Genomic DNA, 15,330 nt, shown 5'->3' on the forward strand with positions numbered 1-15,330 from the left:
ATCTCACAACAGGCGCTCGGACACGACCCGGAACGGCACCCCCGGCAAACGGAAAGCCAGGCCCGATTCAAGCGCCACACCCATCGCCTGCAGGCGCGGGCAATGCAGTTCGCCTTCCAGGCGCAGCGGCTGCAGGCTGTCGACGTCCACCGGCAGCGCGATACGGGTGCTGGCCCAGCGGCGATCACAGGTGCGGGCAATGGCTTCGTCCTGGCAGGTCAGGAAGCGCAGCAGGGCCTGGTGGCCACCGAAGCCTGCCGCCCACGCGTCCTGCTGCCAGCCATCGGCGGCCTGCCACTGCAGGCCCAATGCGGGTGCACTGCCCTGCCCGCCTTCGATCAGCGTGTGGCCACGACCGGCGGCATCCAGCACATGTTCGAAGCGGGTGGAAAGATGCGGCTGCATGGCATCACTGAACGCACGCGCGCCGGCGACGAAGGCCAGTTGGTCCATCACGTTGCGATCAAACAGCACCACCGGCGTTGCGTCCGGATCATCGTCACGGCGCAGGTACCAGCGCCAGTTGCTCTGCTGCGGCGACGGCATCAGCGCGCGCAGCGGCCCGGCCAGCGCGGGCCCGAAGTGCCCGTGACGGTAGCTGAGGATGGTGTACGGCGTGCGCCCGGCATGCACCACGTAGTGATGGCCCGGTGGCGGCAGCGGTGCATGGCGCACGTCGACCCACCAGTTCGCGTAGACCACGTCGCGCACATCGCTGGCCAGCGCCGGCATCGGCCAACGCCGTGACAGCGCGCGACGCAGCCGGCTCCAGCGGGATGCATGCAGCAGGCGCGGCAGCATCCGCCCGAACGCGTTGTCGGACGGATGCCGGTAGATCGCGGACTGCGCCAGGTCTTCCGGCGCAGCCACCTTCAGTCGGCCAGGCCGCGCAGCAGATCGTTGACGCTGGTCTTGCTGCGGGTCCTGGCATCGACCTGCTTGACGATCACTGCGCAGTACAGCGAATGGGTGCCGTCCTTGCTCGGCAGCGAGCCGGATACCACCACGCTGTACGGCGGGATGTAGCCGTAGCTGATCTCGCCGGTTGCGCGGTTGTAGATGCGGGTGCTCTGGCTGAGGAACACGCCCATGCCGATCACGCTGTGGTGGCCGACCACCACGCCTTCCACCACTTCCGAACGCGCGCCGATGAAGCAGTGGTCTTCGATGATGGTCGGGCTGGCCTGCAGCGGCTCCAGCACGCCGCCGATGCCGGCGCCGCCGGACAGGTGGCAGTGCTGGCCGATCTGTGCGCACGAACCCACGGTGGCCCAGGTATCGACCATGGTGCCTTCACCGACATACGCGCCGATGTTGGTGAAGCTCGGCATCAGCACCACGTCCTTGCCGAAGTACGTACCGCGGCGGGCAATGGCGCCCGGCACCACGCGCACGCCACCACGGCGGAACCTGGCTTCGTCATAACCGGCAAAACGCGATTCGACCTTGTCCCAGAACGGCGCCGGGCGCGCATCGACCACGGCCATGTCGTTGACGCGGAAGTACAGCAGCACCGCCTTCTTCAGCCATTCGTTGACCTTCCAGCCACCGTGGCCGTCCGGTTCGGCAACGCGGAATTCGCCGCTTTCCAGGCCATCGATCACGCGGTTGACCAGCGGCTTGGTCGAGCCTTCCAGTTCGTGCAGGGTCAGCGTGGCGCGGCGTTCGAAAGCACTCTCGATGCCGAACTTCAGTTCTTCCACGCCCGGCGCGGCGGGCTTGCGCAGCGACTTGCGGGCGATGGTTTCGGCGCGTGCGGCTTCGGCGCTCTTGACCGGGGCCTTCTTCGGCGCAGCCACCTTCTTCGCCGGGGCCTTCACCGCTGCGGCTTTCTTCGGCGCGGCCGCCTTCTTCGCGGCCGGCACGGCGGCAATCTGACCAGCCTTCGGCTGTTGTGGAGCGTTCTTGGCCGCTGCGCTCTTGGCGGTGGCAGCAGTCTTCTTAACAGGCTTGGTGGCCATCAGGCGGGGTCTCCGGCGTTTCGATCAGGGTCCAGGCAGGCCAGCATCGCGTCATGCAGCTGCTGCCGGGCAGGTTCAGTCAGGGGGAGGTCGTGTTCGTCACTGATCACGAAGGTGTCTTCGGCGCGTTCGCCGAACGTGGCAATGCGCGCATCATGCACGCGCAGGCCCTGGTTGCGCAGCACGAACGCCACGTCGGCCAGCAGGCCGGGGCGGTCGGGTGCGACCAGGGCAAAACGGGTTGCGCCCGGTTCATCACGGAACTCGATGCGCGGGGCGAAGCGGAAATGGCGCAGCTGGCGTGGCACCACCCGACGCGACGGGCGCAGGCGCGACAGGTCACCATTGAGTGCCTCGCGCAGCGCGGCCTCCAGGTTGGCGCTGCTGCCATCGGCGAAGCTGTCGGCCGGGTTCACTTCGAAGGTATCGAAAATGGTGTCGGCCGGACCATCCAGCACGCGCGCGCGATGGATGCCGTAGCCCTTGCGGTCCAGCGTCATCACGATGGCGGCGAACAGGCCGTCGCGGTCCGGCGAATGCACGAACACTTCCAGTGCCGGGTCGTCAACGCTGATGCGGCGCACTTTCACCAGCGCCTGGCCCTGTTTCACCGGTACCAGCGCGGCGGCCTGCCAGGCCAGCTGCTCCGGGCGCAGGCGGATGAAGCCTTCGTCGGGCATCACGGCGAACTGGCGGTCGATGGTGGCATCGTCGTACCCCTGCTCACGCACCAGCGCACGCACGCTGTCACGCGCCTCGGCCACGCGCTCGGCGGCAGGCACCGGGTGCTCGAGGCCTTCACGCAGCGCGCGCCGGGTCGCGAAGTACAGGTCGGCCAGCAGGCGGTCCTTCCACGCATTCCACAGCTTCGGGCTGGTGCCGGCGATGTCGGCGCAGGTCAGCAGGTACAGATAGTCCAGGCGGTCGCGGCTGCCGACCAGGGTCGCAAAGCGGTGGATCACCACCGGATCGGCGATGTCCTGTTTCTGCGCGGTCACCGACATGCGCAGATGCTGTTCGACCAGCCAGGCCACCAGTTCGGTGTCGGAGATGCTCAGGGCATGCGCCTGGCAGAACGCGCGCGCATCGACCGCGCCCAGTTCGGAGTGGTCGCCACCGCGCCCCTTGGCAATGTCATGGAACAGGCCGGCCAGCAGCAGCAGCTCCGGCTTGCGCAGGCGCGGCCACACCTCATGTGCGATCGAGAAGCGCTCGTCGGCACGGCTGCTGGCGAACTGGCCGATGTTGCGCAGGACCATCAGCGTGTGCTGGTCCACCGTATAGACATGGAACAGATCGAACTGCATTCGCCCGCTAACCTGGGCGAATGCCGGAATCCACTGGCCGAGCACGCCCAGCCGCGCCATGCGCGAAAGCGTGTCGACCGGGCGCTGGCCACGCAGCAGGGCCAGGAACTGCTCGCGCGCGTCGGCGTCGGCATGGTCGTAGGCCGGCAGCAGCGGCAGCGATTCGGCCAGCGCGCGCGCGGTCAGCGAATGCAGGCCGCGCACCTGCGGATTGTTGGCCCAGCTGGAGAACAGCGCGAACACCTGGCCGATATCGCCGCGCGGCCAGTCGGCATCATTGGCCGCCAGATAGCCGCGTCGCAGGGAAAAACCCACGGTCAGCGGTTCCGGCTGCGCCTCGCCGTCGAACTGTTCCTCGAAGCGCTGCAGCAGGCGGTCACTGATCCGGCGCACCACCAGCGCGGCGCGGTAGAAGCCCTGCATCATTTTTTCGACACCGAGATTCTCGGCATCGTCTTCGAAGCCCAGGCGCGCGGCCAGGGTCTTCTGGTAATCGAAACGCAGGCGTTCTTCCGGGCGACGCGCGACCAGATGCAAGCCAAAGCGCAGTCGCGCCAGCACCGCACGCTCGCGCTTCAGCGCGGCCGCTTCGTCGGCACCCAGGTGGCCCAGGCCGACCAGCGCTTCCAGGTCGCGCACGCCGAAGGCGCGCAGCGCCATCCAGCCCAGCGTGTTGAGATCGCGCAGGCCACCGGGACCATCTTTCAGGTCCGGCTCCAGGTTGTCGGCGGTGTCGCCGAAACGCTGGTGGCGGTTGCGCAGCTCTTCCAGCTTGGCCAGGAAGAAGGCACGCGCCGGCCACAGCTCACGGTCGTCGATGGCCTCGCGCAGCGCGCGGCGGGCCGCGTCCTCGGCCAGGATCGGGCGCGCCTCGATCAGCGCGGTCAACACGGTCTGGTCGGCAGCAGCCTCGCGGCACTGCGCAGCGCTGCGCACCGCATGGCTGACCGCCAGCCCGCAATCCCACAGCAGCGCGAACAGCCGCGCCAGTGCGGATTCGTGCGCCAACTGTGCCGGCGGATCGCCGAACACCAGCAGGTCGATGTCCGAGCGCGGGAACAGCTCACCGCGCCCATACCCCCCCACCGCGAACAGCGACAGGCCGCTGTCGGCCGGCAGGCAACGCTGCCAGGCCAGGCGGATCAGATGGTCGGCGGCACGCGCGCGCAGCGCCAGCAGGCGCTCGATGTTGTCGCCCTGGTCGAAGCGACGGTACAGGCGCGCGTCGGCCTGCTGCAGCGCCTGGCGCGCAGCAGCAGCCCAGTCCGGGTCGTTGAGCGACGCGGCCGGCGTGTCCAGCAGCGAACTCGCCGGCAGCATCCTCAGGAGACCTGCGACTCGCCCGGCGACAGCGTCAGCACGTCCACGCCGGTCTCGGTGACCGCGATCATGTGCTCCCACTGCGCCGACAGCTTGCGGTCCTTGGTCACCACGGTCCAGCCATCGGGCAGCACCTTGTTGTAGCGGGTGCCCTCGTTGATCATCGGCTCGATGGTGAAGGTCATGCCCGGCTGCAGCACCAGGCCCTGGCCCGGGCGGCCGTAATGCACCACCTGCGGCTCGTCGTGGTAGACCTTGCCGATGCCGTGGCCGCAGTACTCGCGAACCACGCTGAAACGCTCGCCTTCGGCGTAGCTCTGGATGGCATGGCCGATGTCGCCCAGGGTTGCGCCCGGACGCACCGCACGGATGCCGCGCCACATGGCTTCGTACGTGGTTTCCACCAGGCGGCGGGCCATCACCGACGGCGTGCCGACGAAGTACATGCGGCTGGTGTCGCCGTGCCAGCCGTCCTTGATGACGGTAACGTCGATATTGATGATGTCGCCATCCTTGAGCACCTTCCCTTCGCTGGGGATGCCGTGGCAGATGACGTTGTTGACCGAGGTGCACACGGTCTTGGGGAAGCCGCGGTAGCCGACGTTGGCCGGAATCGCGCCCTGCACGTTCACGATGTGGTCGTGGCAGATGCGGTCCAGCTCCTCGGTGGTGACACCGGGCTTGACGTGGGGGGTGACGATGTCGAGCACTTCGCTGGCCAGGCGGCCTGCGATGCGCATCATCTCGATTTCCTGCGGGGTTTTCAGATTCACGCTCATGGCGCCCATTATCGCCGATCCGGCTGCAATCTGAACGAACGCCACCCAACTGGCGATCCGGGGCATGCACGGTTCCGGCAAGGAAAGTGAAAGCGTGACGACCTCCACCCTTTCGCATGCCTATTTATCACGGATTACAGACACTTACCCGCACAAGCTGGCCGCGACCGTCTTCAAAGCGGCCCCGAACGTGCCGCCTTCGCCTTGTTCAACAGACCTTCGGGTCAGGGAGGTTGTCCATGCGATCCACGCTCCGCTCACCGCTCGCCTGGGCCCTGACCGGGCTGTTGCTGGCCGGCCCTGCACTGGCGGCCGATACCACGACCTTCAACGTCACCCTGGTGGTCACCAAGGCCTGCACGATCACGGCAGCGGCTGCCACCAACGTTGACTTCGGCACGGCGGCCTCGACCACGGCGACCCCCACCCTGGGCCAGGGCACGGTGACCGCCCAGTGCTCGGCCCTGACCCCCTACACGATTTCGCTGAACGCGGGCGCCAATGCCAGCACCGCCAACGACGTCACCACGCGCCGGATGAAGAACACCAATGCCGCGGTGACCGCCAACAACTTCGTCGGCTACCAGCTCTACCAGGACGCCGCGCATACCCTGGTGTGGGGTGCCACCTCTGGCACCAACACCCAGGCCGGCATCGGCACCGGCCTGGCCGTGCCCTACATCGTCTACGGCCAGATCCTGAACCTGAGTACCAACAACCCGGCCACCGGTAACTACCTGGATACGGTCACCGCCACGATCACCTATTGATGGAGCACGCCCGCATGGCCGGACCCCGCCCGTGGCGCGCCACCGGCGTGGCGCTGCTCGCCCTTTGCCTGCTGGCCGCGGCCCCTGCCGGTGCCACCAGCCTCCAGGTCGCCCCCACCAGCCTCCAGCTTGAGGCCCGCCAGCGCGCCGGCGAACTGTGGCTGACCAACAGTGGTACCTCGCCGGTCAGGCTGCAGGTGCGGGTCTTCCGCTGGGTACAGCAGGATGGCCAGGAACAACTGCTGCCCACTGATGAACTGCTGGCCACCCCTCCGATGCAGGAACTGGGCGCTGGCCAGCAGCAGCTGGTACGGGTGATGCGCCCGAACCACGAACCGCCAGCCGCACAGCAGTACTACCGGCTGATCGTCGACGAGGTGCCGGATCTGGCGACCCGTGCCAACGGCATGCAGTTCGTGCTGCGCTATTCGATTCCGGTGTTCGTGCAGCCCTCGGGCGGCAAGCTGGAGCCGCGCCTGCAGGCCAGCCTGGTCCGGCTGGAGGACGGACGCAACGGCGTTGAGGTGGCCAACACCGGCAACAGCTATGCGCAGATCGCCGACCTCGCACTGGGCAGCGCCCAGCGTCCGCGCATCGTGCACCCCGGCCTGCTGGGGTATGTACTGCCCGGGCAGGTGATGCGCTGGCCGATCGAGCGCACGGCCATCGACCGCGACAACGACCAGATCACGGCCAAGCTCAATGGCGAGTCGGAACAGACGCCACTGTCGCCACCACCGGCTCGCTGAGGCGTTGATGGGCGCGCTGTTTGCTGCCCTGGCTCCTGCGGCGACCGAGGCCGCCGATGTGTCCGGCATGACGGCTGCCGGGGCCGCGGATGTCTCCGGGGTGTCGGCCGATGCGATCCTGCCTGCCCCCACGCCCCTGACCGCCAGCCAGACGCTTTACCTGGACGTCTCGCTCAACAGCACGCCGCGCGGCCTGCTGCCGTTCACCGAAAACCGTGGCCGGCTGCAGGCCAGTCCGGAAGTGCTGCGCCAGCTCGGCTTCAGCGCCCGCGGCGATGCGCCGGTCTATCTGGACCAGATCAGCGGGGCCGTGGTGCGCTACGACGCGCATATGCAGACCCTGGCCCTGGACGTGCCACTGGACCTGCTGACCCTGCCGACCACCGTGCTCAGCCAGCCACAGACCCGCGCACCGGCCGGCAGCGCCTCGCCCGGCCTGCTGCTGAACTACGACGTCTATGGCAGCCGGGTCGATACGCTCGGCAACCTCAGCCTCAGCTCGGAGCTGCGCCTTTTCGGGATCGGCAACGGCACCTTCGAAAACACCGCGATCAGCCGCCGCTACCAGCAATCCGGTGACCGCCGCTGGCATGGCGAGAGCGTGCGCCTGGACACCCGGTGGAGCCTGGACTTCCCCGACAGGGCGATGACCCTGGACGTCGGCGACTTCTACAGTGGTTTCGTCGACTGGACCCGGCCCGTGCGCATGGGCGGCCTGCAGATCGGCCGCAACTACGGCCTGCAGCCCTACCGTGTGCTCACGCCCACCCCCAGCTTCCTCGGACAGGCGGTGGTGCCGTCCACGGTCGAGCTGTACGTCGATGGGCTGCGCCAGTACAGCGGGCAGGTGCCGGTCGGTCCATTCCAGCTGGCCGCGCAACCCGGCATCAGCGGCACCGGCAGTGCGCAGGTGGTGGTGACCGATGCGTTCGGCCGCATGCAGACGCTGGATTTCAGCTTCTACGGCACCCAGCAACTGCTTGCCAAGGGCCTGTCGGACTGGTCGGTCGGTGTTGGCCGCCTGCGTGAGGATTTCGGCCAGCGCTCCTTCGCCTACGACGATCGCACCGTGGCCAGTGCCAGCTGGCGCGGCGGCGTCAGCGACACCTTTACCGGCGAAGCACATGCCGAAGGCGGCGGCGGCCTGGCCCAGGCCGGCATCGGCGGCTGGTGGCTGCTCGGCGGCGCGGGCGTGTTCAACGCCGCCTATGCGCACAGTGACTATCACGGCCTGCAGGGCGGGCAATGGGCACTGGGCTACAGCTGGAACAACCGCCGGCTCAACTTCAATCTGCGCACCGTGCGCAGCCATGGTGATTACCGCGACCTGGGCGCACTGCAGGGCAACCTGCCGCCGAGCATCAGCGAACAGGCCACGGTCGGCGCCGATCTGCTGCGGCTGGGCACACTCAGCGCCAGCTACCTGCGCCTGCGCTATCCCGACGGCGAGGACAACCGCTACGCCAGCCTGTTCTGGTCGCGCACCTGGAGCCAGCGCTGGTCGGCTTACCTGTCGGTGAACCAGAACCTGGACAAGAGCGATGACCGCAGCATCTACCTGTCGGTCACCGCCAGCCTGGGCAACAACCGCCAGGCCAGCCTGTCCAGCCAGCGCAATGGCGACAGCCAGAGCTGGGTGGCCGATGTCACCCAGCCGGTGCCCGGCGACGGCAGCGCCGGCGGCGTCGGTTGGCGTGCGCAGGTGCGCCATGGCGAGGATGGCAATGGTGGCCTCGCCGAAGTGGGCATCCTCAATGCTATCGGTCGCTACTCATTCGGCGCCTCGCGCCAGGGCGGCCTGAACTACGCCTACGCCAGCGCCAGTGGCAGCCTGGTGTGGATGGGCGGGCATGCCTTCGCCACCCGCGAGGTCTCCGATGCATTCGCGGTGATCAGCACCAATGGCATCGGTGGCGTGCCGGTGCGGCTGGAAAACCGGCTGATCGGCGTGACCGATGATCGCGGCCTGCTGCTGGTCAGCCCGTTGCTGTCCTGGCAGCGCAACCGCGTCTCCATCGATACCCTGGACCTGCCCGAGGACATGCGCGCCGACCGCATCGAAGACTGGGTGACCCCACGCCAGCGCGCGGGCACGCGGGTGACCTTCGAACTGCGCTCGCGGCCCTCTCTGAGCCTGACCCTGCACGGCATGGACGGGCAACCGCTGGAGGTCGGCAGCGAGGTGCAGCTGCCGGACGGGCGCCAGGCGCTGGTGGGCTATGACGGCCTGCTGTACCTGGAAGACGTGGCCGCCGGCAGCGTGCTGTACATCACCACCAGCCGCGGCCAGTGCCGGGTGAAGGTGCCGGACCTGCCCAAGGTGGTGGCCACCGGTGCACGCCCCAAACCGGCGCCGCTGCAGTGCATTCCGGAGGTGGCGCCATGAAGGTGCTGCTGCTCGGATTGCTGCTGATAGCCGGCCTGCTGGCGGCGGCACCGGCACGTGCCACCGCGGTCTGCACCGCCATCGCCGATCCGACGCTGCCGTTCGGCAACGTGAACAGCAATGCGCCAGGCGCAACCACCGGCACGCTCAACATCACGGTGTCCTGCACCACCGCTGCGTTGAGCCTGCTGGCCACCACCGGCGTGCGGGTCTGCGTGGGCATCGGCGCCGGCAGCGGCGGCGGCAGCAGCTCCAGCTGGCGCACGATGAAGACCAGCGCCAGCGACAGCATGAATTTCCAGCTCTACAACACCTCCAACTTCAGCCAGGTAACCGGGCTGACCCCGCGTGGCACGCCGCCGGCACAGGAACTGGCCATGACCTACAGCGTGCCGTTGCTGACCGGTGGCAGCGGTGCGCAGTCGACCCAGCTGTTCGCGCAGATCCCGGCCAACCAGATCCTGGCGTCGGGCGCCTACAGCAGTACGTTCAGCGGTGCGAACGTGGTGCTGACCTGGGCCTGGAACGAAGTGCTGCTCGGCACGGCCACCGTGCCCGCCACCTGCAACGGCGGCGCCACCGGTACCAACAGCGCCAGTGCCGCCTTCAGCTTTACCGCCACCGCCAACGTGTTGCCGCAGTGCGGAAGCTATGTCACCACCAACATGAACTTCGGCAACGTCACCGGCAGCATTCCCGCCAACATCGACCAGACCGCCACCTTGACCCTGACATGCCTTAAGAACACCGCGTACCAGGTCAGCCTCAACAACGGCCAGAACAACCCCACCGCCACCAGCACGCGGCGCATGGCCACCACCATCGGCGCCAGCACCTACTACCTCACCTACGAGCTGTACCGCGATTCCACGCGCACCCAGCGCTGGGGCAACACGCTGACCGTCGATACCGCCAGCGGTACCGGCACTGGCAGCGCACAGCAGCTGACGATCTATGGCCGGGTGCCGCCGGTTACGGGCCAACCGCCGGCGGGTACCTACAACGACGTGGTGCAGGTGACGATCACCTACTGACCTGGGTGCCGGCCAACGGTCGGCACCCACCGGAAGGGTTTCGAATGGTCGGCCCCCACCACGACGGGTTCGGTAGATCCACGCCATGCGTGGATGATGGCGGCCTCCTGGTAGATCCACGCCATGCGTGGATGCGCGCATCACCCTTGCGCCAGGAGCAGTCGACTGACAGTCGACCCTACAGATTCGGCCGATCCAGCCGATACCGCGCAGCGAGATCTTTCAGCACGGTGGTTGGCAGGTGGTACGCGCATTTCTGATCGGGGCGATGCTGGTCGCCAGCACGCCAGCGTGGGCTGAACCCGGTCCCACGCCGCTACAGATCCGCCTGACCGTGGTCGAAGCCTGCAGCGATGCACCCGGCAGCACCCACTGCCCCGCCCCCCACCAGCGCAGCGACGCACCGCAACTGCCTCCCCAGGTCCGCGAGCTCGCACCTCCCGCCGACGACGAAGACTCGACGTCCGCCGTGACCGTCATCTACTGATGCGGGGCCTTCCGACCCTGCTGGCGATGCTGCTGGCGTTGCCTGCCGCGGCACTGGACCTGTTGCCGACCACACTGCAGCTGCCCGCCGAAGGTGGCCAGGGCGAACTGTGGCTCTACAACCCCGGTCCCGGCCGCTGGCAGGGCCGGGTGCAGATCCTGGCGTGGGAACAACAGACCGACGCCGAAGTGCTGCGTCCCACCGACCAGGTTGTCGCCAGCCCCACCCAGCTCGACATCCCGCCCGGCATCCGCCAGCGCATCTGGCTGCTGCCACGCCAGCCGACACCCGCTGTCGGTGAACAGGCCTATCGGGTCATCCTGGCCCCCTCCGCGCCTGGCCTGCAGCGCTATTCGCTGCCGTTGTTCCGCGGGCACGCCACACCGATGGCCCAGCCGCGGCTGCAGGCATGGATTGAAGCTTTCCAGTCGCATAGCGTCCTGCGAATGAACAACGCCGGTACCCTGCACGCACGCCTGAACGATCTCGCCTACATCACCAGCGACGGCCGACGTACCCTGCTGCTGCCGGGGCTTGCCGGCTATCTGCTGGCCGGCCGTGAGCGCCGCTGGGCCCTGCCCGCCCACGCGGGTGGCTACGCCGGCGGTCATTTCCAGGCCCGGCTGCAGGATGGCCGCGTGGTCGACCTGGTCGCTTCAGACCCGGCAATTGCAGCCAGCGCTCCGAGCGGGCTATAATCGACCGGATTCCTGCCGCCTGCGTGCGCGGGAACCCGTCCACACCGGACGTCACCGGTGAATCCACACCTGCTGCCCCCATCCGTGCCGGGGTGCTCCGCAAGGAGTTCGGCCACGGAGGCAACAGGGAAGCCCAACCCCGGAACCGATCGCGCTTCCACGCGTCCCGCATACCTATCCCCGCGGGCGGAATCGCTGGTTCCATATCAGGAGTATTGCAATGCCCCAGGTCACCATGCGTCAGATGCTGGAAGCCGGCGTCCACTTCGGCCACCAGACCCGCTACTGGAACCCGAAGATGGCTCCGTACATCTTCGGCGCCCGCGGCAAGATCCACATCATCAACCTGGAAAAGACCGTCCCGCTGTTCAACGACGCGATGAACTTCATCTCGTCGGTTGCCCAGAAGCGCGGCACCGTCCTGTTCCTGGGCACCAAGCGCAGCGCCCGCGAAACCATCAAGGAAGAAGCCGAGCGTTGCGGCATGCCGTTCATGAACCAGCGTTGGCTGGGCGGCACCCTGACCAACTTCCGTACCGTCAAGCAGTCGGTTGCCCGCCTGAAGGAACTGGAAGCCGGTGAAACCGACGGCACCTTCGAGAAGCTGGTCAAGCACGAAGTGCTGGGCCTGCGTCGCGAGCGCGACAAGCTGGAAGCCTCGCTGGGCGGCATCAAGGACATGAACCGCCTGCCGGACGCCATCTTCGTGATCGACATCGGCCACGAAGACATCGCGATCAAGGAAGCCAAGAAGCTGGGCATCCCGGTCATCGCCGTGGTCGACACCAACTACAACCCGGAACTGGTTGATTACGCCATCCCGGGCAACGACGACGCCATCCGCGCTGTGCAGCTGTACGCCCGCGCCGCTGCCGACGCCGTGCTGGAAGGCAAGGCTGCTGCACCGCACGCCGCTTCGGTGCGCGAGGAAGAGTTCGCTGAAGCCGCTGCCGAAGGCGAAGAGAAGCCGGCCCGCCGCGCTCCGGCCAAGAAGGCTGCCAAGAAGGGCGACGACGCCCAGGCCTGATCCAGGCCCCGGGGTGGACGCCCGGCGTCCACCCTCCCTGCGCGCAGCCCTTGGCGCGTGACAGGACCGTGTCACACGGGCCGGCCACCATGCCGGCCCTACCCCTTTCTTTCGTGAGGTAATCCCGTGGAAATCACTGCTTCCCTGGTCAAGGAACTGCGCGAGCGCACCGGCGCCGGCATGATGGAATGCAAGAAGGCGCTCACCGAAGCCAACGGCGACATCGACGCTGCTGCTGAAGCCATGCGCAAGTCCGGCGCCGCCAAGGCCGACAAGAAGGCAGACCGCGTGGCCGCCGAAGGCCGTCTGGGCCTGGCCCAGGACGGCGGCAAGGCCGTGCTGGTCGAAGTCAACTCGGAAACCGACTTCGTCGCCAACGATGACAACTTCAAGTCCTTCGTCAACGCCGTCGCCGCTGCCGCCCTGGCATCGGGCGCCAGCGACGTCGAGGCCGTGAAGGCTGCCAAGCTGGCCGATGGCCGCACCGTTGAAGAAGCCCGCGCCACCGCCGTGCAGACCCTGGGTGAGAACATCCAGATCCGTCGCATGGTGAAGGTTGATGGCAACAACACCATCGGCGCCTACGTCCACACCAACGGCAAGGTTGGCGTGCTGGTCGACCTGGTCGGCGGCGACGTCGAGCTGGCCCGCGGCCTGGCGATGCACGTGGCTGCCCTGAAGCCGCCGCACAACAAGGCTGCGGACGTCCCGGCCGAGTTCGTCGAGAAGGAAAAGGAAATCGAGCTGGCCAAGATGTCCGAAAAGGACAAGGCCAAGCCGGCCGAGATCCTGGAAAAGATCATCAGCGGCAAGATCAACAAGATCGTCAGCGACGTGACCCTGTACGGCCAGACCTACGTGCTGGGCGACACCACTGTCGAGCAGGTGGTCAAGGCCGCCGGTGCCGACGTGGCTGGCTTCCAGCTGCTGATCGTCGGCGAAGGCATCGAGAAGGTGGTGGAAGACTACGCCGCCGAAGTTGCCAAGGCGATGCAGGTCTGATTCCAGCCTTCGGGCTGTGAAACGACCAGAAGGAGCCGCGGGAAACCGCGGCTCTTTTTTTGTGCCCGGGACAATGGGAGGCCCTTGTTCCAACCGGGGGTGCGCACCGTCGGTGCGCACGCCGGCGCCGGGCACACCGGCACCTTTGCGTTGCGCGCGAATCAAGCCGATACTCGGCACAGGAATCAACAGTCACTTAGCAGGAACGAAAATCGCGGACTGTGATGAATTCCTAGGTATTCTTGTCCCAATGGAATTGAACGACCCGACATGCCTCCCGAGCTGACAGCTGCCCTGGCGCTCTGCCGCAACCTGCCCTCGCCACCCGGTATTGCCCTGCGCATCATCGAACTGGCACAGGACCCGGAAGCGGATATCGCCACCGCCGCCGACATCATCGCCATCGACATGGCGCTGAGTGCTCGCATGCTGCGCATCGCCAATTCGCCGCTGTACGCCAGCCGCCGCCGGATCGAGAACCTCGGCCAGGCACTGACCATGCTCGGCCTGAATGCCACGATCAGCCTCGCCCTGGGCTTCACCGTCACCCAGGGACTGACCGGCGGTACCGGCGCCGACCACGACCTGCGCCAACGCGCCTGGAAGCGCAGCATCCTCAGCGCACTGGCCGCCAGCCAGCTCGGCCAGGCGCGCGGCCTGCGCCGGCTGGAAGAACTGATGCTGGCCGGCCTGCTGCAGGACCTGGGCGTACTGTGCCTGGCCCAGGCCGAATCGGAGCGCTACCTGCCGCTGCTGCGCGAAGCGCGCGACAACATCGACCTGGTCGCGCGCGAGCGTGACGAACTGGGTTGCAGCCACGCCGAGGTGGGCGCCTGGGTGGCCGAGCAGTGGGGCCTGCCGCGCTACCTGGTGGAAAGCATCAGCCACAGCGAAGACCTGGACGCCGCGGAATCGCCGTTCCAGGCCTGCGTGCAGCTGTCCGGCGCGGTGGCCGACATCTGGCTGGACGATGACGCCGATGCCGCCCGCGAGCGCGCCCTGCAGCAGGTGCATGACCGGCTTGAACTGGACAGCGCCCGTTTCGACCAGGTCCTGACCCGCATCAGCGAGGCACTGCCGGACATCGCCAGCCTGTTCGAGGCTGGCCTGAACTCCCCCTCGCGGGTGCGCGAACTGATCGACCACGCGCAGGAGCTGGCAACCCTGCGCAACCTGCGCGAGCTGCAGGATGCCGACCAGGCCCGTCGCCGCGCCGACGAATTCGAAGCCCGGGCCAAGCGCCTGGCCGACCAGGCCCATCGCGATGCCCTCACCGGCGTGCTCAACCGGCGCCAGCTGGAGGCGGTGCTAGAGCAGGAGTTCCTGCGCGCCGGCCGCCAGGGCTGGCCACTGTCGGTGGCCTTCATCGACCTGGACGACTTCAAGAAGATCAACGATGCCCACGGCCACCTGACCGGCGACGAGGTGCTGCGCGCCTTCGCCGGCAAGCTGCAGGGGCAGCTGCGCAACAGCGACACCGTGGCCCGCTTCGGCGGCGAGGAGTTCGTCGCGCTGCTGCCCAACACCAGCGAAACGGTGGCACTGGACGTGATCCGCCGGGTGCTGGCCAACATCGTCGCCACGCCGATGGCCGAACTGGAAGGCGGCCCGCTGTTCGTCACCTTCTCCGCCGGTGTCGCCACCCAGGGCGGCTACGAGCGCTTCGCCGACGTGCAGGACCTGCTGCGTGCCGCCGACGACGTGCTGTACCGCTCCAAGAACCTCGGCCGCAACCGGGTGATCGCGCGCTCCCCCGGCGCCCTCGGCCACGACGAGCTGTCAGCGACCGCGGGCGCCGAGCTGGGCTGAA

13 protein-coding genes are annotated in these 15,330 nt (G+C 67.7%); 9 read left to right on the plus strand and 4 right to left on the minus strand.

Annotated features, from left to right (window positions below):
• Positions 1-3 precede the first annotated feature (3 nt).
• Genes D7T59_RS11665 through map form a run of 4 tightly spaced genes read right to left on the minus strand, consistent with a single transcriptional unit; the run spans position 4 to position 5,433 of the window.
• On the minus strand, positions 4-870 hold the full coding sequence (locus D7T59_RS11665) for a hypothetical protein (RefSeq protein WP_180852450.1): 867 nt from the start codon (positions 868-870) through the stop codon (positions 4-6).
• Positions 871-872: 2 nt separating this feature from the next.
• Positions 873-1,961, minus strand: coding sequence for a 2,3,4,5-tetrahydropyridine-2,6-dicarboxylate N-succinyltransferase (gene dapD / locus D7T59_RS11670; protein ID WP_180852451.1), 1,089 nt, complete (start codon positions 1,959-1,961; stop codon positions 873-875).
• Positions 1,961-4,570, minus strand: coding sequence for a [protein-PII] uridylyltransferase (locus D7T59_RS11675; protein WP_475283647.1), 2,610 nt, complete (start codon positions 4,568-4,570; stop codon positions 1,961-1,963). Before D7T59_RS11675 ends, dapD begins: the two co-directional genes overlap by 1 nt.
• Positions 4,571-4,590: 20 nt before the next feature.
• The gene (gene map, locus D7T59_RS11680) at positions 4,591-5,433 is read right to left on the minus strand and encodes a type I methionyl aminopeptidase (RefSeq protein WP_005408754.1); all 843 of its coding nucleotides are present in this window, start codon (positions 5,431-5,433) and stop codon (positions 4,591-4,593) included.
• Between the two features lie 173 nt (positions 5,434-5,606).
• Here map and D7T59_RS11685 point away from each other — a divergent pair, with 173 nt between their 5' ends.
• The 9 genes from D7T59_RS11685 (at position 5,607) to D7T59_RS11725 (ending at position 15,329) form a co-directional block, all read left to right on the plus strand.
• A complete protein-coding gene (locus D7T59_RS11685) occupies positions 5,607-6,137 on the plus strand; it encodes a Csu type fimbrial protein (protein WP_099551070.1) in 531 nt (176 codons plus the stop codon).
• Positions 6,137-6,886, plus strand: coding sequence for a fimbrial biogenesis chaperone (locus tag D7T59_RS11690; protein ID WP_180852453.1), 750 nt, complete (start codon positions 6,137-6,139; stop codon positions 6,884-6,886). The genes D7T59_RS11685 and D7T59_RS11690 overlap by 1 nt, the downstream gene beginning before the upstream one ends.
• A 7-nt stretch (positions 6,887-6,893) precedes the next feature.
• The gene (locus D7T59_RS11695) at positions 6,894-9,272 is read left to right on the plus strand and encodes a fimbria/pilus outer membrane usher protein (protein WP_180852454.1); all 2,379 of its coding nucleotides are present in this window, start codon (positions 6,894-6,896) and stop codon (positions 9,270-9,272) included.
• Positions 9,269-10,306: a Csu type fimbrial protein gene (locus tag D7T59_RS11700; protein ID WP_099551067.1), complete on the plus strand. Its 1,038-nt coding sequence runs from the start codon at positions 9,269-9,271 to the stop codon at positions 10,304-10,306. The genes D7T59_RS11695 and D7T59_RS11700 overlap by 4 nt, the downstream gene beginning before the upstream one ends.
• 268 nt (positions 10,307-10,574) lie before the next feature.
• Positions 10,575-10,793 carry a hypothetical protein gene (locus D7T59_RS11705; protein WP_180852479.1) on the plus strand — a complete coding sequence of 73 codons (219 nt, stop codon included), beginning with the start codon at positions 10,575-10,577 and terminating at the stop codon, positions 10,791-10,793.
• Positions 10,793-11,491: a fimbrial biogenesis chaperone gene (locus D7T59_RS11710; protein ID WP_180852455.1), complete on the plus strand. Its 699-nt coding sequence runs from the start codon at positions 10,793-10,795 to the stop codon at positions 11,489-11,491. Before D7T59_RS11705 ends, D7T59_RS11710 begins: the two co-directional genes overlap by 1 nt.
• Before the next feature lie 220 nt (positions 11,492-11,711).
• Positions 11,712-12,518: a 30S ribosomal protein S2 gene (gene rpsB, locus D7T59_RS11715; protein ID WP_005408748.1), complete on the plus strand. Its 807-nt coding sequence runs from the start codon at positions 11,712-11,714 to the stop codon at positions 12,516-12,518.
• Positions 12,519-12,644: 126 nt separating this feature from the next.
• Positions 12,645-13,520 carry a translation elongation factor Ts gene (gene tsf / locus D7T59_RS11720; protein ID WP_099551341.1) on the plus strand — a complete coding sequence of 292 codons (876 nt, stop codon included), beginning with the start codon at positions 12,645-12,647 and terminating at the stop codon, positions 13,518-13,520.
• Positions 13,521-13,790: 270 nt separating this feature from the next.
• Positions 13,791-15,329, plus strand: a complete 1,539-nt coding sequence (locus D7T59_RS11725) for a GGDEF domain-containing protein (protein ID WP_164136387.1) — start codon at positions 13,791-13,793, stop codon at positions 15,327-15,329.
• The last annotated feature ends 1 nt before the right edge of the window (position 15,330 follow it).

It is taken from the genome of Stenotrophomonas maltophilia (genome assembly GCF_013464915.1).
Taxonomy (GTDB): Bacteria; Pseudomonadota; Gammaproteobacteria; order Xanthomonadales; family Xanthomonadaceae; genus Stenotrophomonas; species Stenotrophomonas maltophilia_AT.

Coding starts and splice junctions, on each gene's coding strand:
- dapD (WP_180852451.1), bottom strand. CDS start 1,961: ATGGCCACCAAGCCTGTTAAGAAGACTGCTGCCACCGCCAAGAGCGCA.
- map (WP_005408754.1), bottom strand. CDS start 5,433: ATGCCCCGGATCGCCAGTTGGGTGGCGTTCGTTCAGATTGCAGCCGGA.
- D7T59_RS11685 (WP_099551070.1), top strand. CDS start 5,607: ATGCGATCCACGCTCCGCTCACCGCTCGCCTGGGCCCTGACCGGGCTG.
- D7T59_RS11690 (WP_180852453.1), top strand. CDS start 6,137: ATGGAGCACGCCCGCATGGCCGGACCCCGCCCGTGGCGCGCCACCGGC.
- D7T59_RS11695 (WP_180852454.1), top strand. CDS start 6,894: ATGGGCGCGCTGTTTGCTGCCCTGGCTCCTGCGGCGACCGAGGCCGCC.
- D7T59_RS11700 (WP_099551067.1), top strand. CDS start 9,269: ATGAAGGTGCTGCTGCTCGGATTGCTGCTGATAGCCGGCCTGCTGGCG.
- D7T59_RS11705 (WP_180852479.1), top strand. CDS start 10,575: ATGCTGGTCGCCAGCACGCCAGCGTGGGCTGAACCCGGTCCCACGCCG.
- D7T59_RS11710 (WP_180852455.1), top strand. CDS start 10,793: ATGCGGGGCCTTCCGACCCTGCTGGCGATGCTGCTGGCGTTGCCTGCC.
- rpsB (WP_005408748.1), top strand. CDS start 11,712: ATGCCCCAGGTCACCATGCGTCAGATGCTGGAAGCCGGCGTCCACTTC.
- D7T59_RS11725 (WP_164136387.1), top strand. CDS start 13,791: ATGCCTCCCGAGCTGACAGCTGCCCTGGCGCTCTGCCGCAACCTGCCC.